The organism is Pseudoalteromonas sp. J2K-J979 (assembly GCF_058169715.2).
Genome location: NZ_CM200281.1, coordinates 1,731,931 through 1,753,442 on the forward strand (window position 1 = coordinate 1,731,931; position 21,512 = coordinate 1,753,442).

At 40.6% G+C, this 21,512-nt stretch carries 20 protein-coding genes; 12 read left to right on the plus strand and 8 right to left on the minus strand.

Annotated features, from left to right (window positions below):
* The first annotated feature begins 14 nt into the window (after positions 1-14).
* From astE to AC3KVK_RS07980, 4 genes are all read left to right on the plus strand, one after another.
* Positions 15-1,046, plus strand: coding sequence for a succinylglutamate desuccinylase (gene astE, locus AC3KVK_RS07965; protein ID WP_490312433.1), 1,032 nt, complete (start codon positions 15-17; stop codon positions 1,044-1,046).
* A gap of 244 nt (positions 1,047-1,290) precedes the next feature.
* Positions 1,291-2,508, plus strand: coding sequence for a thiamine pyrophosphate-dependent dehydrogenase E1 component subunit alpha (locus AC3KVK_RS07970; protein WP_490312434.1), 1,218 nt, complete (start codon positions 1,291-1,293; stop codon positions 2,506-2,508).
* Positions 2,508-3,485 (plus strand): alpha-ketoacid dehydrogenase subunit beta, encoded by a 978-nt coding sequence (locus AC3KVK_RS07975; RefSeq protein WP_490312435.1) that lies wholly within the window; start codon positions 2,508-2,510, stop codon positions 3,483-3,485. Before AC3KVK_RS07970 ends, AC3KVK_RS07975 begins: the two co-directional genes overlap by 1 nt.
* Positions 3,486-3,494: 9 nt before the next feature.
* Positions 3,495-5,042, plus strand: a complete 1,548-nt coding sequence (locus AC3KVK_RS07980) for a dihydrolipoyllysine-residue acetyltransferase (RefSeq protein WP_490312436.1) — start codon at positions 3,495-3,497, stop codon at positions 5,040-5,042.
* A gap of 73 nt (positions 5,043-5,115) precedes the next feature.
* Here AC3KVK_RS07980 and AC3KVK_RS07985 read toward each other — a convergent pair whose 3' ends face one another.
* The 3 genes from AC3KVK_RS07985 to AC3KVK_RS07995 all read right to left on the minus strand — a co-directional run bounded on the left by AC3KVK_RS07985 (position 5,116) and on the right by AC3KVK_RS07995 (position 8,317).
* Positions 5,116-5,310: a hypothetical protein gene (locus tag AC3KVK_RS07985; protein ID WP_490312437.1), complete on the minus strand. Its 195-nt coding sequence runs from the start codon at positions 5,308-5,310 to the stop codon at positions 5,116-5,118.
* A 142-nt stretch (positions 5,311-5,452) separates the two neighbouring features.
* The gene (locus AC3KVK_RS07990; protein ID WP_490312438.1) at positions 5,453-6,619 is read right to left on the minus strand and encodes a putative manganese transporter; all 1,167 of its coding nucleotides are present in this window, start codon (positions 6,617-6,619) and stop codon (positions 5,453-5,455) included.
* Positions 6,620-6,688: 69 nt separating this feature from the next.
* On the minus strand, positions 6,689-8,317 hold the full coding sequence (locus tag AC3KVK_RS07995; RefSeq protein ID WP_490312439.1) for a M28 family metallopeptidase: 1,629 nt from the start codon (positions 8,315-8,317) through the stop codon (positions 6,689-6,691).
* 121 nt (positions 8,318-8,438) lie between these two features.
* Here AC3KVK_RS07995 and AC3KVK_RS08000 point away from each other — a divergent pair, with 121 nt between their 5' ends.
* The 5 genes from AC3KVK_RS08000 (at position 8,439) to AC3KVK_RS08020 (ending at position 12,204) form a co-directional block, all read left to right on the plus strand.
* Positions 8,439-9,299, plus strand: a complete 861-nt coding sequence (locus AC3KVK_RS08000) for a DUF3025 domain-containing protein (RefSeq protein ID WP_490312440.1) — start codon at positions 8,439-8,441, stop codon at positions 9,297-9,299.
* Positions 9,296-10,084, plus strand: a complete 789-nt coding sequence (locus tag AC3KVK_RS08005) for an ABC transporter ATP-binding protein (RefSeq protein ID WP_490312441.1) — start codon at positions 9,296-9,298, stop codon at positions 10,082-10,084. The genes AC3KVK_RS08000 and AC3KVK_RS08005 overlap by 4 nt, the downstream gene beginning before the upstream one ends.
* The gene (locus AC3KVK_RS08010) at positions 10,077-11,279 is read left to right on the plus strand and encodes an ABC transporter permease (protein ID WP_490312442.1); all 1,203 of its coding nucleotides are present in this window, start codon (positions 10,077-10,079) and stop codon (positions 11,277-11,279) included. The genes AC3KVK_RS08005 and AC3KVK_RS08010 overlap by 8 nt, the downstream gene beginning before the upstream one ends.
* A 205-nt stretch (positions 11,280-11,484) precedes the next feature.
* Positions 11,485-11,775, plus strand: a complete 291-nt coding sequence (locus AC3KVK_RS08015; protein WP_490312443.1) for a hypothetical protein — start codon at positions 11,485-11,487, stop codon at positions 11,773-11,775.
* A 9-nt stretch (positions 11,776-11,784) separates the two neighbouring features.
* Positions 11,785-12,204, plus strand: coding sequence for a hypothetical protein (locus AC3KVK_RS08020; RefSeq protein WP_490312444.1), 420 nt, complete (start codon positions 11,785-11,787; stop codon positions 12,202-12,204).
* A gap of 254 nt (positions 12,205-12,458) precedes the next feature.
* Here AC3KVK_RS08020 and AC3KVK_RS08025 read toward each other — a convergent pair whose 3' ends face one another.
* Positions 12,459-12,809 (minus strand): phage integrase N-terminal SAM-like domain-containing protein, encoded by a 351-nt coding sequence (locus AC3KVK_RS08025; RefSeq protein WP_518526936.1) that lies wholly within the window; start codon positions 12,807-12,809, stop codon positions 12,459-12,461.
* Positions 12,810-13,049: 240 nt separating this feature from the next.
* Between AC3KVK_RS08025 and AC3KVK_RS08030 the strand changes: the two genes are divergently transcribed.
* A complete protein-coding gene (locus tag AC3KVK_RS08030) occupies positions 13,050-13,433 on the plus strand; it encodes a hypothetical protein (RefSeq protein WP_490313778.1) in 384 nt (127 codons plus the stop codon).
* Between the two features lie 454 nt (positions 13,434-13,887).
* Here the strand turns inward: AC3KVK_RS08030 and AC3KVK_RS08035 are convergent, their stop codons facing one another.
* The gene (locus AC3KVK_RS08035) at positions 13,888-14,931 is read right to left on the minus strand and encodes an IS110 family RNA-guided transposase (RefSeq protein WP_518526905.1); all 1,044 of its coding nucleotides are present in this window, start codon (positions 14,929-14,931) and stop codon (positions 13,888-13,890) included.
* Positions 14,932-15,116: 185 nt separating this feature from the next.
* On the opposite strand from AC3KVK_RS08035, the gene AC3KVK_RS08040 reads away from it, so the two are divergent.
* Positions 15,117-15,527, plus strand: a complete 411-nt coding sequence (locus AC3KVK_RS08040; RefSeq protein WP_490313773.1) for a WapI family immunity protein — start codon at positions 15,117-15,119, stop codon at positions 15,525-15,527.
* A gap of 36 nt (positions 15,528-15,563) precedes the next feature.
* On the opposite strand, the gene AC3KVK_RS08045 is transcribed toward AC3KVK_RS08040, so the two are convergent.
* Positions 15,564-16,514, minus strand: a complete 951-nt coding sequence (locus AC3KVK_RS08045; protein ID WP_518526937.1) for an IS110-like element ISPtu2 family transposase — start codon at positions 16,512-16,514, stop codon at positions 15,564-15,566.
* 357 nt (positions 16,515-16,871) lie between these two features.
* Between AC3KVK_RS08045 and AC3KVK_RS08050 the strand changes: the two genes are divergently transcribed.
* Positions 16,872-17,648, plus strand: a complete 777-nt coding sequence (locus tag AC3KVK_RS08050) for an alpha/beta fold hydrolase (RefSeq protein ID WP_490313767.1) — start codon at positions 16,872-16,874, stop codon at positions 17,646-17,648.
* A 40-nt stretch (positions 17,649-17,688) separates the two neighbouring features.
* Here AC3KVK_RS08050 and AC3KVK_RS08055 read toward each other — a convergent pair whose 3' ends face one another.
* Together AC3KVK_RS08055 and AC3KVK_RS08060 are read right to left on the minus strand one after the other, a co-directional pair.
* The gene (locus tag AC3KVK_RS08055; RefSeq protein WP_518526938.1) at positions 17,689-18,639 is read right to left on the minus strand and encodes an IS110-like element ISPtu2 family transposase; all 951 of its coding nucleotides are present in this window, start codon (positions 18,637-18,639) and stop codon (positions 17,689-17,691) included.
* A gap of 1,086 nt (positions 18,640-19,725) precedes the next feature.
* The gene (locus AC3KVK_RS08060) at positions 19,726-21,450 is read right to left on the minus strand and encodes a proline--tRNA ligase (protein WP_490312043.1); all 1,725 of its coding nucleotides are present in this window, start codon (positions 21,448-21,450) and stop codon (positions 19,726-19,728) included.
* Positions 21,451-21,512 lie beyond the last annotated feature (62 nt).

A 21,512-nucleotide genomic window follows, 5' to 3' on the forward strand; every position in this document is an offset into this window, starting at 1 on the left:
TCAAAGGGTTTGTTATGTATTTAGAACAATTAAAAAAGAGCGGTGATTTCCTATCAGTCAGTCGCGAAAATGAATGGCACTTAGAGCCTGCAACGTTTCAGCTAGACAACGGGACACATGTGCGAGTTATCGACAGCGGTGTAATTATATTTGAACCCAGTAATGCCGGTCATAAAGATATTGTCTTATCCAGTGCAATTCATGGTAATGAAACCGCGCCGATTGAGATCTGTGATGAATTGATTAAAAAAATCATAAAAGAAGAATTAACACTTGCGCATCGAGTGTTGTTTATTTTTGGTAATCCTGCATCGATTAACATTGAAAAACGTTTTGTAGAAGAAAATCTTAACCGACTATTCAGCGGAGCACATACAGGTGCACCGGCTAATAATGAGCGGATCCGTGCTGCAAAATTAGAACAATATGTGAGTGATTTCTTTAGCTCTGTCGCTGGGGAGCGCACACGCGCGCATTATGATTTACATACAGCCATAAGAGGCTCAAAAAATGAGAAGTTTGCTGTTTATCCATTTATCGGCCAAGCCCCTTGGAAAAAAGAACAGCTTAGTTTTCTATTAGCTTGTGGTGTCAATACTGTATTAATGATGAAAAGCGCTGCAACAACTTTCAGCTATTTTTCATCAAATCAATTTGGTGCAGATGCCTTCACGATAGAATTAGGTCAAGTCAAACCGTTTGGACAAAACGATATGAGTCGTTTTGCAAAAACAAAACAGACTTTGATCAACCTGATTACTCAACGAGATGTAAATTACCCTGATTTTAATCTCAATGACTTTGAGCTTTTTGAAGTTAATCGGGCAATTAATCGCACCAATACAGATTTTAGCTTCAGTTTTGGCGATGATGTCGAAAACTTTACAGGCTTTGCTAAAGGCGCTTTATTAGCAAAAGATGGTGAGCATGAATATTTTGCTGAAACAGAAGGAGAAGCCGTGATTTTCCCTAATGCAGATGTTGCCCTTGGTCAGCGTGCAGTCTTAACCGTAATTCCGCTTAAAAACACTCATCATCTCGTATAAAAATCTTTCCACAGTCTGCGGATGTTCATCTAAAATTAGTTGAATATCCGTTTACGTTAACGTAAAGTCACTGCAGCTTTAAATTAACTTCAGCGTACTAATTAACAGAATAAAAACTTTATAAACTTATCATTAACTAAATTAATCATTCTTTCTTGATTCTAAGATTGATTAATTCAGTCAATATAAGGATGTAAAAGTCACAACAGATTAGTAATAGCCAGACAACAAGGGTAGGAAAGTTATGACGAACCCCAATAACGTGTCCTTGAATGTTCACCATGAGTTATCGTTTATCGATGGGCATGCACTGAATATTCCAACACTTAAAATCTTAAGTGAAACAGGTGACGTTTATCCTGGTGCGACCGTACCAAATATTTCAAAAGACACTGCTTTACGTTTATATCGTACTATGCGCTTTATTCGTATGTTGGACGAACGAATGCAGGCCGCGCAACGTCAAGGCCGAATCAGTTTCTACATGCAATGTTTAGGTGAAGAAGCCGCGGTGACGGCCAGTGCTGCCGCCCTTGATGACAATGATATGATCATGGCGCAATACAGGGAACAAGCAGCATTACATTACCGTGGGTTTCGATTAGATCAATTCATGAATCAAATGTTTTCTAATGAGCTCGATTTAGGTAAAGGTCGACAAATGCCAATCCATTATGGTTCAAATGAATTGAATTATATGACCATTTCTTCTCCTCTTGGTACACAAATTCCACAGGCTAGTGGCCACGCATATGGTCAAAAACTTAAGCATATTGATGCAGCGACTGGCGAGCTGAATTCTGAAATTGACAGTGTGACCATCTGTTATTTTGGTGAAGGCGCCGCATCTGAAGGTGACTTTCATGCTGGTTTAAATATGGCTGCAGTATTAAAAGCTCCTGTGATCTTTTTTGCACGTAATAATGGCTATGCAATTTCAACGCCCGCTGATGAACAATTTGCTGGTGATGGTATTGCCAGTCGGGGCGTTGGTTATGGGATTAAAACAATCCGTGTAGATGGCGCTGATGCATTGGCTGTTTTTGCTGCAACTCAAGCCGCACGTGATATTTGTAGGAAAACAGGCGAACCCGTTCTCATTGAATCAATCGCCTATCGTTTAGGCGCACATTCTACATCTGATGATCCTTCTGGGTATCGTTCAAAAGAAGAAGAAGCTGATCATCATCTCAATTGCCCGATAGTACGCTTTAAAAAGTGGTTGGTTGCTCAAAATTGGCTGGACGAAACTCAAGACGATGCTGAAAAAGAAACAATCCGAGAGCAAATTCTTGAAGCCGTAAAAGTGGCTGAAAAAATTGAAAAACCAGCATTAGAGTCATTAATTTCTGATGTGTATGATATGCCTATTCCTGCTTTGTCTGAGCAATATGAACAATTAAAAGCGCATATATTGGCACACCCAGAGGCTTATCCAACGACTGCGGGGAGAATTAAATAATGGCACAAATGAATATGCTACAAGCGATTAATGCCGCATTGGATATTTCTATGTCCGAACATCCTAATGCGTGTATTTTCGGTGAAGATGTCGGCCATTTTGGTGGCGTTTTTCGAGCGACTTCGGGCTTGCAGGAGCGTTATGGAAAACACCGAGTGTTTAATACGCCGCTCACAGAGCAAGGTATTTTAGGTTTTGCGAATGGTTTGGCCGCATTTGGTGCGCCAACGATCGCAGAAATACAGTTTGCTGATTATATTTTCCCGGCATTTGATCAAATTGTGAATGAAACCGCTAAATTCCGTTATCGCAGCGGCAATGAGTTTAATGTTGGTAAGCTGACTATCCGCACACCTTATGGTGGTGGGATCGCTGGAGGTTTATACCATTCGCAATCACCAGAAGCGTATTTTGCTCATACTCCAGGGATCAAAATCGTTGTGCCTCGTAACCCTCACCAAGCAAAGGGCCTATTACGTTCATGTATCGAAGATGACAACCCTGTGTTGTTCTTCGAGCCAAAACGCCTGTATCGAGCATCAATAGGTGAAGTTCCTGATGGCGATTACCGCATTGAGATAGGCACAGCGGAAGTGGTCAAAGAAGGTAAAGATGTCACCTTATTAGCTTGGGGGGCACAAATGGAAATTATTGAACAAGCAGCTCAACTAGCTGAAAAAGAAGGGATAAGCTGTGAAATCATTGATTTACGCAGTATTTTGCCATGGGATCGTGATACGTTAGTCACTTCAGTGAATAAAACTGGCCGCCTAGTGATTAGCCATGAAGCGCCAATAACTAATGGATTTGGAGCTGAAATTGCAGCCACAATCCAGCAGCATTGTTTTTTGCATTTAGAATCACCCATTTTGCGAGTGTGTGGCATGGATACTCCTTATCCATTGGCATTAGAAAAAGAATATGTACCTGATGCACTCAAAGTGTTTGCTGCCATTAAGCAATCTGTGACGTTTTAAGGATTTATCATGAGCCAAGATTTTATTTTACCTGATATCGGTGAAGGCATTGTTGAATGTGAAGTGGTTGAATGGTTGGTCGCTGAAGGCGATGCAGTCAAAGAAGATCAGCCGATCTGTGATGTGATGACCGACAAAGCGTTAGTGCAGATCCCAGCAGTTCATACCGGCATTATTGCTAAGTTATACTACCAAAAAGGCGACATCGCCAAAGTCCATGCACCGTTATTTGCAATGACACTAGAAGGCGAAGTTTCAGCTTCTAGTGAGCAACACGCCCAGCCAGATACAGCGCAATCCACAGATACACAGCTTGAAGATTTTATCTTACCTGATATTGGGGAAGGGATTGTAGAATGTGAAATTGTAGAATGGTTAGTCGAAGAAGGGCAAACGATTGCCGAAGATCAGGCTGTGTGTGATGTGATGACAGACAAAGCTTTGGTTCAAATTCCGGCTAAACACCATGGTGTGGTTGAACGCCTTTATTATCAAAAAGGTGACATTGCTAAAGTACATAGCCCATTATTTCAAATGAAGATCGCTGGTAAAGGGCCAATTACCGAGGTCAAAGTCGATATTACCCCAGTTGTCGTAGCGGGTAACCCAAATACAATGGCGAATGCTTTGGGGGCATCGCAGGTATCTTCAGGTAAAGCGGTGGCATCTCCGGCTGTGCGTCGACGAGCAAGAGAGTTAGATGTCAATCTTAGTGAAGTGCCCGGTACTGGTAAAAATGGTCGTATTTATAAAGAAGATGTCGAACGCTATCTGCAAGGCGGACATAATCAAGCTTCGGTAAATGCTAGTTGTGAAATAAATCAGGCTATAGAGCAGGTTAAACCCGTTTCGCAAAGTCGTGTTGAGCCGATCCGCGGAATTAAAGCTGCGATGGCAAAACAAATGGTCGCGTCTGTGACAACCATTCCTCACTTTACTTTTAGTGATGAAATTGATTTAACAGACATTATTGCTTTACGCCAAAGTTTAAAAGCTCAATATCAGGAGCAAGACATTAAGCTCACCATGATGCCATTTTTTGTCAAAGCATTGTCCTTAGCAATTAATGAGTTTCCTGTGCTCAATAGCCAAGTTAACGATGACTGCACCGAGCTGACTTATTTTAGTGATCATAATATTGGTATGGCGGTAGATTCAAAAATCGGTCTGCTGGTGCCTAATATTAAACAGTGTCAGGCTAAGAGTATTATTGATGTTGCTAAAGAAATTACACGATTAACCACCGCGGCCAGAGAAGGGCGTGTCGCACCTGAAGATTTAAAAGGTGGCACAATCTCTATCTCTAATATTGGTGCGATTGGAGGCACTACAGCAACGCCAATTATCAATAAACCAGAAGTGGCTATAGTGGCGCTGGGTAAAGTTCAGCATTTACCGCGTTTTGATGAAAACGGCCAGGTGGTTTCACGGGCAATTATGCAAGTAAGTTGGTCAGGGGATCACCGAGTGATTGACGGTGGCACTATTGCTCGCTTTAACAATCTTTGGAAAGCGTATCTTGAGCAACCATCAAAAATGTTAATGGCAATGTGTTAGAGCCCATAATAGATTGTCAATTATGATATAAAAATGGCGCTAAATTAGCGCCATTTTTTAATAATACTTAGAACTAGGGAGCCAGTCGCGTAAGACGCGATTTATTCCATCTAGAAATACTTTCTACTGCATTATCCGTTTCAATTCGAGCATGCTGCAGCATGTTTTTACACAGACTGTAGTATTCATCAAGTTGATCAGGGGACGCCTGCTGATTGATCAGTCGCAGCGTAATGTCGTTAATACTACTAAATTCTAAGTTCTCCATGTTTACATCCTTTTAATGGTTGATAAAAGCATTGCTATTGTAAAGACTATGCAATGCCGTAAGTAATTATGGCTCAGACTTGTTTGATTGCACTGCAAGCGTTGTATTTTTCATCGGTGCCTTTAACGAAATTCAGGCAGTATTAAAATAAAAAGTACACTAAATATCCCATGATCAATGCTGGAATAGCAGAGTATATCGTTGCAATTAAGGCTGCTCGTGGTGCTAAAGCAATCGCAGGAAATAAAGCATCACCATCATTTGCCACCGCATTTGACACCAATGCACCCAGCGGCAAGGCTCCCTGTAAATACAAGCTCGTGACTAATATTTGTGGTCCACAACCAGGTAGCAACCCAACAATCATGGCAATTAAGGGGGCAAAAACAACATAACCCTGAAATAAGCTATGAAAATTGATATCGAACAGGCTAACTGATAACTCATAACTTAGAAACGCAACCACTACCCATGCAGTCACAAAGTGCGTGTCATTAATGATTTTTTGCCAAACATTAAATGGTTTTTCAGGCTTGGGCTCTGCTGCAACATCTTGATAAGAACTGCCCTGTTGTGATAATGCCCAACCGAATAAGATAACTAAAATGGCAACCACCGAAATCCCTTGCAGCCAAGTTGTTAAATTAGGGGTAATACTGGCGAAATCAAATTGAAATGCGATCAGTAAAGCGATGCAAATACCGGGTGCTAGAGTCCATTGCCAAAATACTCGGGTGGCTTTGGAAAACAGACTATCATTTGCTGGTTGTGATGGGTCAGGTGTGTGCTGCTCTTGAGGCGCCAAATAATTATAGTCATGAAATTTATTGACAAGGTAGCCGGCAATTAAACCGGATATAGAACAAGCGCAAATCACAAATAGGGCGGTTAATGGTTTGGTTGCTAAAAGCAAAAATGCAGCATCACCCATTGTCGCTGTTAACACTGCGACAACAGACCCAAAGCTTGCTTGACGCTTGGTATATTGGGTAACAATCAAAATAGCCCCACCACAACCCGGTAATGCACCTAACAGTGTCGCGAAGGGCACTTCTAAATGAGGTTGCTTAGTGCGGATTGCGTTGAAATCTAAGAATGAGTATTTATCGCATAAAAAATAGTACAGATATAAGGTCGCCGCGACAAATAAAGTGACTTGGAGATAAGCGTCTGTTAATGCTTGTAATGTGGTACTGGATGTACTGGGGTGAAGCAAACAAAACACAATGAAAAAAGGAAGTAACAAACGCTTTTGTTTAAAAGCAAAGTGTTTAAAAGACAGCCGTTGATCAGCAAGAGTTAAATTCATAAATGTGCACCTATATTTCAATAGGTACACATTAGCCTTGATTCAAATGATAATCAATATCATTATCATTTATTTATTGCGTTGGAACTCTGATTGGCTATACCACTTTGGCCAATCTTTTTGCTCAGTGATTGTATAACCGACTTGATAAAACAGTTGAAGGTCTTGAACAGCACCACTTAAATCCCATTCGTCACGATAACGGTCACAAGGCTGGTGATAACAGCCACGAACCACTAAGCTCATTTTTTTACGGTACGACTCGGTATCTTCGTCAAAAGCAATGGTACCGCCACCAGCATACATTGCAGGTACACCCATATTGGCGAATGCGAAGTGATCAGAGCGGTAATATCCACCTGATGAAGGCTTAGGATCGCCAGAAACTGAACGGTTTTGTGCTTGAGCAGCCACAGTTAACAAATCATCTAGTTCAGATTTTCCAATACCAACCACACTGATATCTTTCACTTTCCCTAGAATGTTTAAGCTGTCCATATTGATATTTGCGACTGTCTTATCTGCTGCAATCACAGGGTTAGCTGCATAAAATTTAGAACCTAACAGCCCTTGCTCTTCAGCCGTTACAGCTAAGAATGTGACAGAGCGTTTTGGTTTGCTTGGTAACATTGCAAACGCTTCAGCCACTTCAATCATCCCACCTGTTCCGGTTGCGTTATCGTGTGCACCGTTATAAATTTGGTCGCCAGTACGGTTTTTATCTGTACCTAAGTGATCCCAATGAGCAGAATAAATTAAATGCTCATCTGGTTTTTCGCTGCCAGGTAACGTGGCGATAAAATTGTAAGAGACAGATTTTTTTATCGTGTTACTGACACTCACTGACGCAGTTAAATCACCCATGTCAATGTTGTATGCGCCTTGGGCAGCTTTAACCTTTGCAGTGTTGAAATCTAAACCTGCTCGTTCAAACAACTCGTTTGCCACGTCGCTGGTCACCCAACCCTCAACAGTGACTCGATCCATATTGTTATTTTCTTTTTGGAAGCCAAATTGTTCACCACTCCATGAGTTTTCAACCACTGACCAAGGGTAGGAGGCTGGAGCGGTTTCGTGCACTATGATGGCACCAGCGGCACCTTGACGGCTAGCTTCTTCAAACTTATAAGTCCAGCGACCGTAATAAGTCATCGCATCACCCGTAAATAAAGCAGGATCTTTAGTTGCAAAACCGGGATCGTTAACTAGCATGACTACCGTTTTACCTTTGACATCTATACCAGCATAGTCATTCCAGTTGTACTCAGGTGCATTAACGCCATAACCAACAAACACTAACTGAGAATCGCTGATACTTTGCTTTTCACTGATGCGGCTAGAGCCCATCACCATGTCTTTTTTGTATTGGTAGTCTTTACCGCCAATCGTTAGCACCATATTTGGATCAGCTTCAAGTGACACTAATGGGACTTCTTGTAAAAAGCTATCACCATTACCCGGTTGATAACCAAGGGCTTGAAATTGCTTTGTGAGATATTCTAAAGTTAGTTTTTCACCTTCACTGGAAGGTGCGCGACCACCAAACTCATCGGAAGCCAACACTTTGATATGTGAGGCTAATTGTTCAGCGTTAATGCTGTCGTAGGCTATTTGTTGTTCCTCAGGTGTGATTTGTGTGCTCATACAGCCCACTAAAACCGCCGCGCTGAGTAATGAGAGGGTAAATTTCGTTTTCATTTTTATCTCTTTGCTCACTAATTTGCGCCTAGTATATGAAGTTCACTTAAAACACTCCAGTATTTGCGGTAAAGTAGCGTCGATTAAGGTTTAACAACACATTTAGCCAAGGTTACTTTTAATGACCCAACAACAACACAGTGATAGCACCAATAAGCGTTTTATTGCAGATAACCACTGGCATCACGACTTTTTAGCCCATCCATTATTTAATGACTTAGAAACATTTTTTAAGCTCTCATCACAAACTAAATGGCCGTCAGTCGCATGGCTCAATAGCCAAATAACACCAGCTCATACAATGGGTGGTCAATCGTTCCGGTTTGTTGCTGATCCTGAACTTGCAAACGATGAGCGCTACTATGAGCAAATTATTTTTGAAACCGGGCAAATTCCAACCAGACTAGAAAATTGGCATGACTTATTTGGCGCATTTATTTGGCTGCTTTTTCCGAAAACTAAACGACTGCTAAATCAATTACACATTGCAGAGATCCAGCAATATGGCTTAGTTAAGCGTTCAAAGGCGCGTAATGCCATTACCTTATTTGACGAATGTGGCATTGTGGTTACCCTCAATTCAGAACAATCAGCCGCGTTAGAATTTGAAGCGGCGTTAAAAAATCATCAATGGCAATATGTATTTGTTGAACAACGGTCTTTGTGGCAAGACAGTGTGCAGAGCTTTATGTTTGGTCACGCAAACTACGAAATGGCGACAAAACCCTACCTTGGCTTGACCGGTAAAGTACTGATTTTACCGCTTAACATTGATTTTAACCGTTTATCACTAAAGGAGCGCTACGAGCAATTAGATGATGCGCTTTGTCAGCAAATCCGAGATAATCAATTACTTAAAAATAATGAAAACTTGTCACCCATGCCATTTTTAGGGATCCCGAATTGGTATGGTGATAACAACAACGCGAAATTTTACGAAAATACCGATTATTTTCGTCCAAAACGAAGGAAAGCCGAATGATAGAAGTGCTCGAGCTGAATAAAAAATTTAAGCTCACCAAAGATCATAAAATCAATAAGCAAGAATTTAAAGATCCCCGCGAAGACGACCAATATTTTCACTCAGTTCGTGATGTGAGCTTTTCATGTGGGTCAGGTGAGGTGTTAGGGTTATTAGGCCCAAACGGAGCAGGCAAAACAACCACATTGCGGATGTTGTCGACCGCATTACAACCTGATGGGGGCTCAATCGTGATCAATGGTGTTGATGTGATTAAAAACCCATTGCAGGCGCGAAAAAAAATTGGCTTTTTATCTGGTACGACAGGTTTGTATGGCCGTTTAACTGCGAAGGAGAATATCGAGTATTTTGCACGTCTTCACGGCATGAGTAAAAAGGATGTAAAAGCACGCTGCGCCGAGCTGTTTGATATGCTTGATATGCACAGTTTTATCGATAAACGCGCTGAGCACCTTTCAACAGGCATGAAACAAAAAACTAATATCGCCCGTGCCGTTGTTCACTTTCCAGAAGTCGTGGTTCTGGATGAACCAACAACAGGTCTGGATATCATGACGACACAAACTGTGATTAAGTTTATCCAAGGGCTAAAAGAGCAAGGAACACCTGTTATTTTTTCAACCCATCATCTTGATGAAGTCGCACTGTTATGTGAACGTGTCACCGTGATTAATCAAGGGATCAGTTGTTTTAGTGGTTCACTCGATGAATTTAAACAACAAGGGCAAAGTGACACTCTTAATCAAGCGTTTTTAAATATTCTGCAGGAGCCAAAGCATGTTTGAAGTCTTTTTGAAGGAACTGCGTGAATTATTACGCGATAAAAAAACACTTTTATTTGTGGTTGCTTTACCCGTGTTGGTCTTTCCAATCATTTTTGGCTTAATGGGTTTTTTGATGAGCCAGGCAACCTTAGAGGCCGAACAAAAAGTTCATACCTATGCCATTGCTAACGAAGCTTTTGCACCTGAGTTTGCCAAAGAGCTGTTTTACCACAAAAGCTTTGAGCAAAGTAAAGAAACATTCGAAACCGTTGAACAAATGAAACAAGCGGTGCGCGATGGTAAAATTGATGTTGGCATTATGATCCCCCTCGAGCCGCGAGAAAAACTAGCCAGTGGCGAGCAAAGTCAATGGCAAGTCATTTACAATGACGCGTCCTCTATTAATTTCATTTTTTCTCGCATCAAAGAAGCGATTGAAAACTTCTCAGGTACCTTGCAGGCAGAGCGCTTTTCACTCTTAGGGGTAGAAGAGCAAGCACAAGTGGCGTTACTTAAACCGATTGAAATCGAGAAAGTCGATACTGCCAATAAACGTGAAAACTTAGGTGAGAAACTGGGGGCTCTCATCCCGTACCTACTCATTCCTTTAGTTTTAGCTGGAGCAAGCTACCCAGCCATTGATTTAGGAGCAGGGGAAAAAGAGCGAGGTACGCTCGAGACCTTATTGCTCACACCTGTGACTCGTACAGAATTAGTACTCGGCAAGTTTTTCACCGTTTTAACCAGCTCGCTTGCCACCGCATCCATCACGGTGATTAGCATGGGTGTCTGGATGAGTGTTATCAGCCACTTTGTGGAGCTTAAAGCGCTTAAAGAGGCGGTGGGTAATATAGGTATTATGGATTTAAGTTTGATTTTATTATTACTTATTCCATTAGCCGCGGTGTTTTCTTCGATTGTTCTGGCTATTTCAATTTATGCACGAACCTTTAAAGAAGCGCAAAATTACATGGGGCCTTTGTCAATGCTTGCATTTATGCCATTGATTGTTGCGATGATGCCAAATATGGAATTGACCGTTAAAACAGCGATGATCCCGGTCACAAATGTTGCGCTAGCGATAAAAGAATTGCTAAAAGGGACTGTTGACTACTCACTAGTGGCTATGATTTTTTTAGCGACTGTCGTCCTTGCCGGCGCGTTAATGGCATTTTGTGTTCATTGGTTTAAGAAAGAATCAGTGTTGTTTAGATAAACCAGATTTTTTATTAAAAGGCTGTGATCATCACAGCCTTTTTTGTTTCTAAAATGCTTGCAGTTAAGTGACGAAATGATAGTTTAAAGTGCCCAATATGGGTTTTAAACTAACTAAAGTTCATCATAAGCTGGTTTTTTTAAATTTTTTAATCTGACCGTTTCAAAAATGATAAAGTATCACTAATTAAATAAGGTGAGACTTGATGACTAAAACCGAAAAAAAACGCGATAGCCAAATTGTAAAACAATTAACATTAGTTTGTAATGAATTCAAACATTCTCTCAGCGGGTTTGAGTTTATCAGTCATACCGCAAACTTTAAGCAATTGAATCAATCGCTCAGTATTGATATATATTTCAGCGATAAGGCGACACTAGAAGCGCTAGACGAATCACAACGACATAAAGCGCTAACACTGATTGAGTCTTTGCTAAAGGAAATTGAGATAACGTTAACCCATCCAGCAAAACACATTCACTGGCGTGTCAAATAGAGAGGGAATATGAAGCAATTGAAAACACCAATATCGACGAGTGGACTGGCTTTGCTGTTATGTTTGACTATTTCAGGTTGTCAGATGTTGTTGACTAAGCCTATGCCAATTTCTGTGACTGGCTTAACGTTTCAAAATACAGCTAATAATGATGCAGAAAATGTCAGGTTACGGTCATTAGCCACTAATGGGCAGGTCTCGTGCAATAAAATTGAAATTAACTCCACCTGCGGCACTGGGTTTCCTGCCAAATATTATCAAGCGGGCGAACTAGAGTTAAGCTGGCAAATGGCTGGGCGCAGTTACGCCGAACACTTTGTGATCCCAATCCCAACTGATGCAGAGAAAAACCAAAAATATACTGCTGTGGTGCTATTCACCAATAATGGTCAATATGATGTACGTTTAACAAAAAATAACACTCTTTAATCGCTTAATCACAAAAAAGCCGAGTGAGTAACACTCGGCTTTTTTATCTCAATAAGTGTGATCAACCGCGGATTTTTGCGATTAAACCCGTAATCATACTCTCTAAATCAAACAATTTTACAAAAGTAAAAGCAAAAGCAGAAACAAATAAAGTGTCAGCGTTCATCTACAGATCACAGTTTTGCGATGCCTGAAGTCCGAAATTTTATGTCACTTTATGATCACTAGCGGTTTTGATACTAACAAGCCGTAACTTAACTTTCTATCGTGCTATTACTCACTTTGATATCGAGTTTGTATTGTTTTTGAAACAAACCATTTAAAATCAGTGAGATACTTATGAGTGTCTGGTGTTTGTTCTTATATAAAAATGACAATGAATTGAGAGCCGTTGCTTGCGTTCTTGGTGCAACGTTTTGCCTTAATACTAAGTGTTCTAGATAGCGTTCGACTTCATTGTCTCCCATCGAAGCGGGGTGGCGCTTATCATGAAAATGGATATAAGATGCAATCCATCTAAGGTACGTGTCCACAGTACGTAATGAATACTGACGTACCAACATATAATCTGCGATATAGTTTAAAAATGGGGAGCGCGTTCGCATGTTATCACCAGTAATTTAACTGTATAAATATACAGCTTAGCTGTTATGCTCCCATATTCAAGAAAATGAGCCAAGAGCGCATTTTCTCTTGTCTGAGTATCTTTAGTACCGATAAAAAAATTATAGCTGGCAATGAGTTAAGTTATTTGTTAAAAATGAAGTTATGAATTATGAGCGTGTCATCGGCAGAAAGATGCGCGAAGCGCGCACTATAAAATTGTTATATTCTCGGAGAGTACGGTGCATTCAAAAGGATTTTATATTTGCGGAATAATTGTGACTTTGCTTTCTTTTTTAATTATCTTTTTTGAGAAAATTCCGTACATAAAATATCAAGATGAATATATATCAGTAAGCTACGTTAAAAATGTTCACAACGACACTTTAGAGCTTGAGAAGAAAGCTTATGAGTTAGCAATTGAAAAACAAGACTTAGATATTTTGAAAGCCATTTATTATCAGCGCTTAGCTGCAGAGCAAGAGTCAATTGAGTTATCAATTAAAAGGTTAGATGTTGCAAAAGCTATAGCTCAACTGATTATCATTATTATGGTTAGTTTTATGGTAATAAGCCTTGCGAAGCACAGAGAATATAACACATATGAGCCGATCTCTCGTCAATAGGCATTACTTATCTTTTTGACCGCGCAAGCGGTCAAATCCAAATCAATCAACAAACTCATCTACTTCGTCTGTCGGTTAGCTGTTAAATCGTCGTTTACAGCAAACACATATAGAGGCTCTCTTAGTGCGATCTTATCGCTGCCTAACGCTTTTCAATCCATTGAAATGTTAGGGGCACTAGACATTTATCGGTTAACCCTAAGATGGCACTATTCAAGTCAGAGGTGCTTTTTGCACAGTTAGTTTCAGGCTCATTTAAGGTGTAAACGACTTTGTTGATTGTATTAGTGCGCGCCAATAAGGTGTCTAATCAAGGCGATGTAGCTTAAATAGCATTTGGCATAGTGATGATGGTGAGAAGTCATTGCTTCATTAGCCACCTCATTCACGGTCATGCTCGTTTCTCTTTTTCAAGAGTATCTAGTTAGACTTTCAGCTCACCTTATTGCGCGACTTATCCCTTTAAGAATCGTTGCTCATCAAACACCGTTTTGTTTTTTAACATGAAATAGACACAGCGCCCTAACTTATGGGCCAGTGCAGATAATGCTTTCGCTTTACTCATTCGTTTTTGTAATCGATTGAGGTAGTTACGTGCTTTGTCATTGCCCCGAAGATAAAGTACAGCGGCTTCAGAGAAAGCCCATTTTAAATGTGCATTGCCGATTTTATTGCCTTGAGTACCGTAGGTTTTACCGGCCGACTCTGCTTTGCATTTGACCAACCGTGAGTAAGAAGCAAATTTTTGTACTGATTCAAAACGACGGATTTCGCCAATTTCATACAAGATTGTCAGCGATAAAATCTTGCCAATACCAGGCACGGTTTTCAGTAATTCTAAATAAACAGGGTTGTGGTTTTTAGCTTGTTTTTCGATGAACCATTCAACCTGTGCGAGTTCTTTTGCATAACAATCAAGGAGTGCCATGTCTAAATCGATATTGCGCTGCACGATTGGGTCGTGATATTGCTCGCGAAGCTTTTGTCTTGCTGAAATATTTTTAAGATTTAACTCAGTTGCAGGCAGGTTGTATTGACTGTTGGTGTTTACAACATGACCTTTGAGCATGGCCCCGTGGCGGACAATCTTCATTCGTCGACGTAATAAATCACGAGTAGCGCGCATTTCACTTGGGTAATCATAAGCTACAGGAAAGTTACCACCGCGCAATAAAGTGGCAATTTTAAATGAGTCGACTTTATCGTTTTTGGTTTTACCACCGTGAATGGCTTTCATGTACAAGGCATGGCCTAAAACAAAATCAATCCCGAGTTCAGCGCACCAGTCTGACACCCAATACCAACAATGCATGCACTCAACGCCGACAATCACATTGCAGATGTAAGGTTCGAGTAGGCGTAATAAATCATTTTTATCAGCGCCAATCTTTTTATGGACAACTACTTCGCCATGAGAATCAATGATGCAGACATAAAGTAAGCGTGCATGTAAATCGATACCGCAGTAGTATGGATGTGCGTTATTATAAAATCTCATTGAGCTTTCTCCTGTAGGTTTGGTTGCCTTAAGCATACCGCTGATGCGGCTTGCTAGGGAGGAGGCTCAATGATTATCAAGTCGTTAAAGCAGGACAAATAACAGTTGGCTTTTGCTCCTGCGTCGCTTATTTTAGCCAACATATTATTTGCCTCTTAACGAGGCGTTAGCTGTTCAAGGATAGTATGAAGCTCAAATCAATGAACCCCGAAATTATCAGCCTTTTAACTAATGAAGATGATAAAACTTTCGAATTAACTAATTTCGAATTATTTGAAAAGGGTTCATTTAAATCAGATATCAGTATCTTTTCTAATGGCTTCGGCTATAAAGGAACTCTGTTTTTTGACAATGCCGTTGAGTTTGTTGAAAAGTTATCTTCGATGAATGAAAGTCTATCTGGAATTGCCGAACTAAAAGAGGATTACTACGATCATGGTGTTAAATTCGCAATGACAGATTGTGGTCATGTAATTGTAAGTGGCAGTATAGAAAAACATTCAGAGTGTTCACAATGCTTAAACTTCGAATTCAAAACAGATCAAACTTGTCTAGAGCCTTTTATAAGTGACCTCAAGAGGGTTTTATTGCTGTAAACAGCTAACAAGAGACTATGGCGTCAATAGCTAATTTTAAACTTTTGGCGCTTCCCACATTACTCCGTCTCTGAGCATCGAATTTAAGATCACAATCATCTTCCTGACACACGCAATAAGCGCTACTTTTTTCGGTTTCCCAGCAGCAACTAATCGCTGATAAGTTGATTTAAAAACAGGGTTTGATTGGATGGCTGACATCATCGCCATGTATAAAACGGTGCGTACTTGATGCCGCCCACCTTGAATTTTTCGAAGCCCTTTATAGCGGCCACTTTCGCGATTCATAGGCGCAACGCCAACCAATGCACCGGCTTCTTTATTCGACAGATAGCCAAGCTCAGGTAAGTTACTGATGATGGAGGCTGCGGCAATTTTACCAATGCCTTTCATGCTTTGCAGAATCGTATTTTTGGCTGAATATTCAGGGCATGATTCAATGAGTTTTAGAATTTTATTTTCAATTTTTTCAATCTGATTTTTAAAGGCCGTTAAAATAGGTTTGATGGTTGAAATCAGCTCTTTTGGTAAAATTTGTAGGCGGTTTTTTTCCATCGTTTGCATGACTAACAGCTGATTTCTTCTGGCAACCAAATCACTCATAGTCTGCATGATGTCAGGCTTTAGGGTGGAGAGTGTGGGTTTAATTGCCTCGCCATAATGTGCAATTAACTGTGCATCTAGCTTGTCGGTTTTAGCGCGTTGACCAATGGCACCAGCAAAGCGTTTTATGTGTATTGGGTTGGCAATGACAAAAGGTAAATTGGCCTTTGCACATGCAATAATAAAGGGCATTTCAAGGCGGCCAGTGGCTTCAATAATGATACGTTTTGGAGAGTGAATTTTGATTTTTTTAATTGCCTCAGCAATCCCTTTTTCATCGTTCTTAACGGTGAAATAGATATCAAGAGGGCGAATATAAATATCGAGTTGAAATTTTCCGGTATCGACACCGACATTAATGTTTTGATTAGTATTTGTTTTCATAATAAGCTAACTCTTGCTAGCATAATGCGGGTTCGAGACCCAGTAGACTATTCGAGTGTGATGCTTGGAGTCTTTTGTGGCGTTCATTCTTGTTATCGGTCTCTCAACAGAGGAGCCATCGCTCAATCGAACTACCACAAAAGAGAGCTTTAGTTGCAGCTAAAGCCTGGGTCTCACCTTACCCTAACCCGGTTTAAAAGAATAATTAGATGTGTTTATTATCCATACAAGGCACTCAAGTCGGATTCGTAACAGTTTGCTCGGTTCCACTTCGTTTCACATTTTGGCCAACAATTATCAGCCCCTTAGTTGGGCGTTGGTATTTTTTAGTTTTCTCACATCAATAGGAGTTGAGATTTGTTAGCTTTTACACATAAAAATGGACATTATTTAAGCCTTGATGATGCTGAACTTTACTATGAAATTATGGGTAACCCACATGGAAAGCCTCTTGTTTTATTACATGGGGGCTTTGGGTGCATGCTCGACTTTAACAGCCTTCTCGGGAGTATACCGTCTGACTATCAGATCATTGGTATTGACCTTAGGGGCCATGGGAAATCTACTGTGGGCGCTAAAGAGCTAAGCTACGCTCAATACCAAAGCGATATCGAAGCTATTGTAAACCATCTGGATATTTATTCTTATTCTTTATTAGGTTTCAGTGATGGTGGTATTGTAGGTTATCGCTTAGCAGCATCAGAAAACTCAAAGGTAAAACAGTTAATCACGTTAGGTTCACAGTGGCGTTTAGAAAAGAATGACCCATCTGTCGGCTTCTTAGGTGGAGTCACACCTGGTGACTGGGAAGAGATGTTTCCTGATGCGGTTACATCTTATAACCAATCAAATCCAAAACCAGATTTTGATTTGTTAGTAAATAAAGTAAAAAACGTCTGGCTGGATATGACTTCGACAGGTTATCCAAATAATGTTGTAGGTGACATTAAGTGTCCGGTGCTTGTAATGCGCGGTGATGATGATTTCTTGTTTTCTCTCGGTGAGGCAGTTGCGCTAGTAGAAAAAATAGAAAATTCAAAATTTATGAACATTCCATTTGCTGAACATGAGGCTCACAAAGAATATCCAGAAGTTTGTTGCTCTGTAATAAGCAAGTTTCTATCAGCATCTTAGCCCAAAACCTAACAAGAGACTATGGCGTCAATAGCTAATTTTAAACTTTTGGCGCTTCCCACATTACTCCGTCTCTGAGCATCGAATTTAAGATCGCAATCATCTTCCTGACACACGCAATAAGCGCTACTTTTTTCGGTTTCCCAGCAGCAACTAATCGCTGATAAGTTGATTTAAAAACAGGGTTAGATTGGATGGCTGACATCATCGCCATGTATAAAACGGTGCGTACTTGATGCCGCCCACCTTGAATTTTTCGAAGCCCTTTATAGCGGCCTCTTTCGCGATTCATAGGCGCAACGCCAACCAATGCACCGGCTTCTTTATTCGACATATAGCCAAGCTCAGGTAAGTTACTGATGATGGAGGCAGCGGCAATTTTACCAATGCCTTTCATGCTTTGTAGAATCGTGTTTTTGGCTGAATATTCAGGGCATGATTCAATGAGTTTTAGAGTTTTATTTTCAATTTTTTCAATCTGATTTTTAAAGGCCGTTAAAATAGGTTTGATGGTTGAAATCAGCTCTTTTGGTAAAATTTGTAGGCGGTTTTTTTCCATCGTTTGCATGACTAACAGCTGATTTCTTCTGGCAACCAAATCACTCATAGTCTGCATGATGTCAGGCTTTAGGGTGGAAATAGTGGGTTTAATTGCCTCGCCATAATGTGCAATTAACTGTGCATCTAGCTTGTCGGTTTTGGCGCGTTGACCAATGGCACCAGCAAAGCGTTTTATGTGTATTGGGTTGGCAATGACAAAAGGTAAATTGGCCTTTGCACATGCAATAATAAAGGGCATTTCAAGGCGGCCAGTGGCTTCAATAATGATACGTTTTGGAGAGTGAATTTTGATTTTTTTAATTGCCTCAGCAATCCCTTTTTCATCGTTCTTAACGGTGAAATAGATATCAAGAGGGCGAATATAAATATCGAGTTGAAATTTTCCGGTATCGACACCGACATTAATGTTTTGATTAGTATTTGTTTTCATAATAAGCTAACTCTTGCTTGCATAATGCGGGTTCGAGACCCAGTAGACTATTCGAGTGTGATGCTTGGAGTCTTTTGTGGCGTTCATTCTTGTTATCGGTCTCTCAACAGAGGAGCCATCGCTCAATCGAACTACCACAAAAGAGAGCTTTAGTTGCAGCTAAAGCCTGGGTCTCACATTACCCTAACCCGGCTTAAAAGAATAATTAGATGGGTTTATTATCCATACAAGTCATTTAAACGGACGCAAAAACGCTGGCTTTGCTCCTCCGTCGCTAAGTGTAGCCAGCAATTTTGCGCCGCTTAATGAGGCGTTTTGAGGCTGTAGAATTACTCTTTTTTAAGGAAAACAGGCTGTTTTCTGGGTTCCAAATGCATTAGCTAATGCCTTAAATGCGCTTAGAATTGATTACAGGAGCTCGTTTTTTAGTTAAATTTGGCTGTTGGGGTTTTTCTACAGTCTCGTTAGATAACAGGAGAAAAATTTGGATTCAGTGTCCGCTATTGGATTGCTTTTATTTATGTTTCTAGCTGGTGCTGGTCAAAGTAAGGAATAACAAGAACTTTCGTTTAAGGACAACTTTTCCTCCTATAAATACCTAAAGGTCTTGTTTTTGTTAATCGCTTTGGGGTATTGCATGATTATTTATCACATAGGTGCTAACGAATTGGCTTTAGATGATGAAGATCCATTACTCTTTGATGTATTCAATTGGTTGTTTTACTTCGTTGCATTTGGTCTTGGTATTAATTGTATAGTTTTCTCAATAAATTCAGCTTTTACAGAGCACCTAAGAGTTGACGCTTATAAACAATGGGAAGGCATAATAATTTTTTGTTGGGGTTGTTGATGTTTCAACTATCTTAGGTTTTGTAGTCTGGGAAAATTTTATCTAACAAATTGATTAGGCTTTACTAGATAGTTAGCAATTTTGGGGACAGCTGTTATAGCTAGCCGATGTCTTTGGCAGTGCGTTGAGTAACTCTATTGTTGGGAAGCACCTGACAAAAAATAACACTCTTTAATCGCTTAATCACAAAAAAGCCGAGTGAATAACACTCGGCTTATTTATCTCAAGAAGTGTGATCAACCGCGGATTTTTGCGATTAATTCAGCGACCACATTCTCTACATCAAATAACTCAGCTGTTTGACCATCACGGCTTTTATATTCAACCTGATCGTTATCTAAGTTACGCTCACCAATGACAAGAGTATGCGGAATACCAATGAGTTCCATATCATTAAACATCACACCTGGGCGCTCTTTACGATCGTCAAACAAGACTTCGATACCAGCGGCTGTCAGCTCTTGATAAATGCGCTCAGCAATATCTGGAATGCGATGCGATTTATGCATGTTCATTGGTACAATCGCTAGTTGGAATGGCGCGATGCTTTGCGGCCACATAATGCCATTTTTGTCATTATGTTGTTCAATGGCGGCTGCGACGATACGCGAAACACCAATCCCATAACATCCCATGGTCATGATTTGGTTTTTGCCTTCTTCGTTGAGTACACCTGCTTTCATTGCTTCAGAATACTTAGTTCCAAGTTGGAAAATATGACCTACTTCAATGCCACGCTTAATTGATAACGTACCTTGACCACATGGGCTAAGATCGCCTTCAACCACATTACGTAAATCAGCAATATCATACTGAGCCACATCACGATCAAAGTTAATCCCAGAGTAATGTTCACCGTCTTTATTTGCACCGGCAACAAAGTCAGCCAAAATACTGGCAGAGCGATCGACAATGACAGGGATAGATAAGCCAACAGGGCCTAATGAACCCGGTGCTGCACTAAGGTTGGCAATGATGTCTTCGTCTTTTGCAAATTCGAGAGGGCTATCACACAGTGGGTGCTTTTCGGCTTTAAGCTCGTTTAACTCATGGTCGCCACGCACCACTAATGCCACTAAACCGCGCACACCATCTTCATTTGCTGTGCCATAGACTATTAATGTTTTAACACAGCGATGTGGTTTGACACCGTGTTTCTTTTTAAGGTCGTCAATTGTTTTTGCTTCTGGTGTGGCAAAAGTATTGAGCTCTTTACTTGGCTCTGGGCGCGCTTCAGTGGGCATCACCGCTTCTGCTTTTTCAATATTCGCCGCATAATCGCTGCCAGAGCTAAACGCGATGGCATCTTCACCTGATTCAGCCAATACATGGAATTCGTGAGATACGCTACCACCAATTGAACCGGTGTCAGCAATCACAGGGCGGTATTCTAAACCAATACGCTCAAAAATATTACAATAAGCTTGGTGCATAACACGATAGGTTGCATCCAAACACTCATCACTTAAATGGAAAGAGTAGGCATCTTTCATGGTAAATTCACGAGCGCGCATGACACCAAAACGAGGACGTACTTCGTCGCGCACTTTGGTTTGAACTTGGAATAAATTTAATGGTAATTGTTTGTAGCTACTGATTTCTTTACGAACAAACTCAGTGATGACTTCTTCATGAGTTGGACCTAGAGCAAATTCGCGGTTATGACGATCTTTGATGCGCAGTAATTCTGGACCAAATTGTTCCCAACGACCTGATTCAACCCATAAATCAGCAGGTTGGATGACCGGCATAAGCATTTCAATCGCACCGGCTTTTTCCATTTCGTCACGAACAATGGCTTCGACCTTACGTAAAACACGTAAACCAGAGGGTAGCCATGTATAAAGACCTGACGCTAAACGACGGATCATTCCCGCACGTAACATAAGTTGATGACTGATAATTTCCGCATCAGATGGCGTTTCTTTTAAAGTTGCGAGTATATATTGGCTAGTACGCATTGTTGTTCCGTATTGTTATTGCTGGACAATGTTTAATTTAATGGCGCTAGTGTAGCAGCGCT

Bases quoted from the DNA above. Each gene is read 5' to 3' on its own strand.
- astE (WP_490312433.1), top strand. From the start codon at position 15: ATGTATTTAGAACAATTAAAAAAGAGCGGTGATTTCCTATCAGTCAGT.
- AC3KVK_RS07970 (WP_490312434.1), top strand. From the start codon at position 1,291: ATGACGAACCCCAATAACGTGTCCTTGAATGTTCACCATGAGTTATCG.
- AC3KVK_RS07975 (WP_490312435.1), top strand. From the start codon at position 2,508: ATGGCACAAATGAATATGCTACAAGCGATTAATGCCGCATTGGATATT.
- AC3KVK_RS07980 (WP_490312436.1), top strand. From the start codon at position 3,495: ATGAGCCAAGATTTTATTTTACCTGATATCGGTGAAGGCATTGTTGAA.
- AC3KVK_RS07985 (WP_490312437.1), bottom strand. From the start codon at position 5,310: ATGGAGAACTTAGAATTTAGTAGTATTAACGACATTACGCTGCGACTG.
- AC3KVK_RS07990 (WP_490312438.1), bottom strand. From the start codon at position 6,619: ATGAATTTAACTCTTGCTGATCAACGGCTGTCTTTTAAACACTTTGCT.
- AC3KVK_RS07995 (WP_490312439.1), bottom strand. From the start codon at position 8,317: ATGAAAACGAAATTTACCCTCTCATTACTCAGCGCGGCGGTTTTAGTG.
- AC3KVK_RS08000 (WP_490312440.1), top strand. From the start codon at position 8,439: ATGACCCAACAACAACACAGTGATAGCACCAATAAGCGTTTTATTGCA.
- AC3KVK_RS08005 (WP_490312441.1), top strand. From the start codon at position 9,296: ATGATAGAAGTGCTCGAGCTGAATAAAAAATTTAAGCTCACCAAAGAT.
- AC3KVK_RS08010 (WP_490312442.1), top strand. From the start codon at position 10,077: ATGTTTGAAGTCTTTTTGAAGGAACTGCGTGAATTATTACGCGATAAA.
- AC3KVK_RS08015 (WP_490312443.1), top strand. From the start codon at position 11,485: ATGACTAAAACCGAAAAAAAACGCGATAGCCAAATTGTAAAACAATTA.
- AC3KVK_RS08020 (WP_490312444.1), top strand. From the start codon at position 11,785: ATGAAGCAATTGAAAACACCAATATCGACGAGTGGACTGGCTTTGCTG.
- AC3KVK_RS08025 (WP_518526936.1), bottom strand. From the start codon at position 12,809: ATGCGAACGCGCTCCCCATTTTTAAACTATATCGCAGATTATATGTTG.
- AC3KVK_RS08035 (WP_518526905.1), bottom strand. From the start codon at position 14,931: ATGAGATTTTATAATAACGCACATCCATACTACTGCGGTATCGATTTA.
- AC3KVK_RS08040 (WP_490313773.1), top strand. From the start codon at position 15,117: ATGAAGCTCAAATCAATGAACCCCGAAATTATCAGCCTTTTAACTAAT.
- AC3KVK_RS08045 (WP_518526937.1), bottom strand. From the start codon at position 16,514: ATGAAAACAAATACTAATCAAAACATTAATGTCGGTGTCGATACCGGA.
- AC3KVK_RS08055 (WP_518526938.1), bottom strand. From the start codon at position 18,639: ATGAAAACAAATACTAATCAAAACATTAATGTCGGTGTCGATACCGGA.
- AC3KVK_RS08060 (WP_490312043.1), bottom strand. From the start codon at position 21,450: ATGCGTACTAGCCAATATATACTCGCAACTTTAAAAGAAACGCCATCT.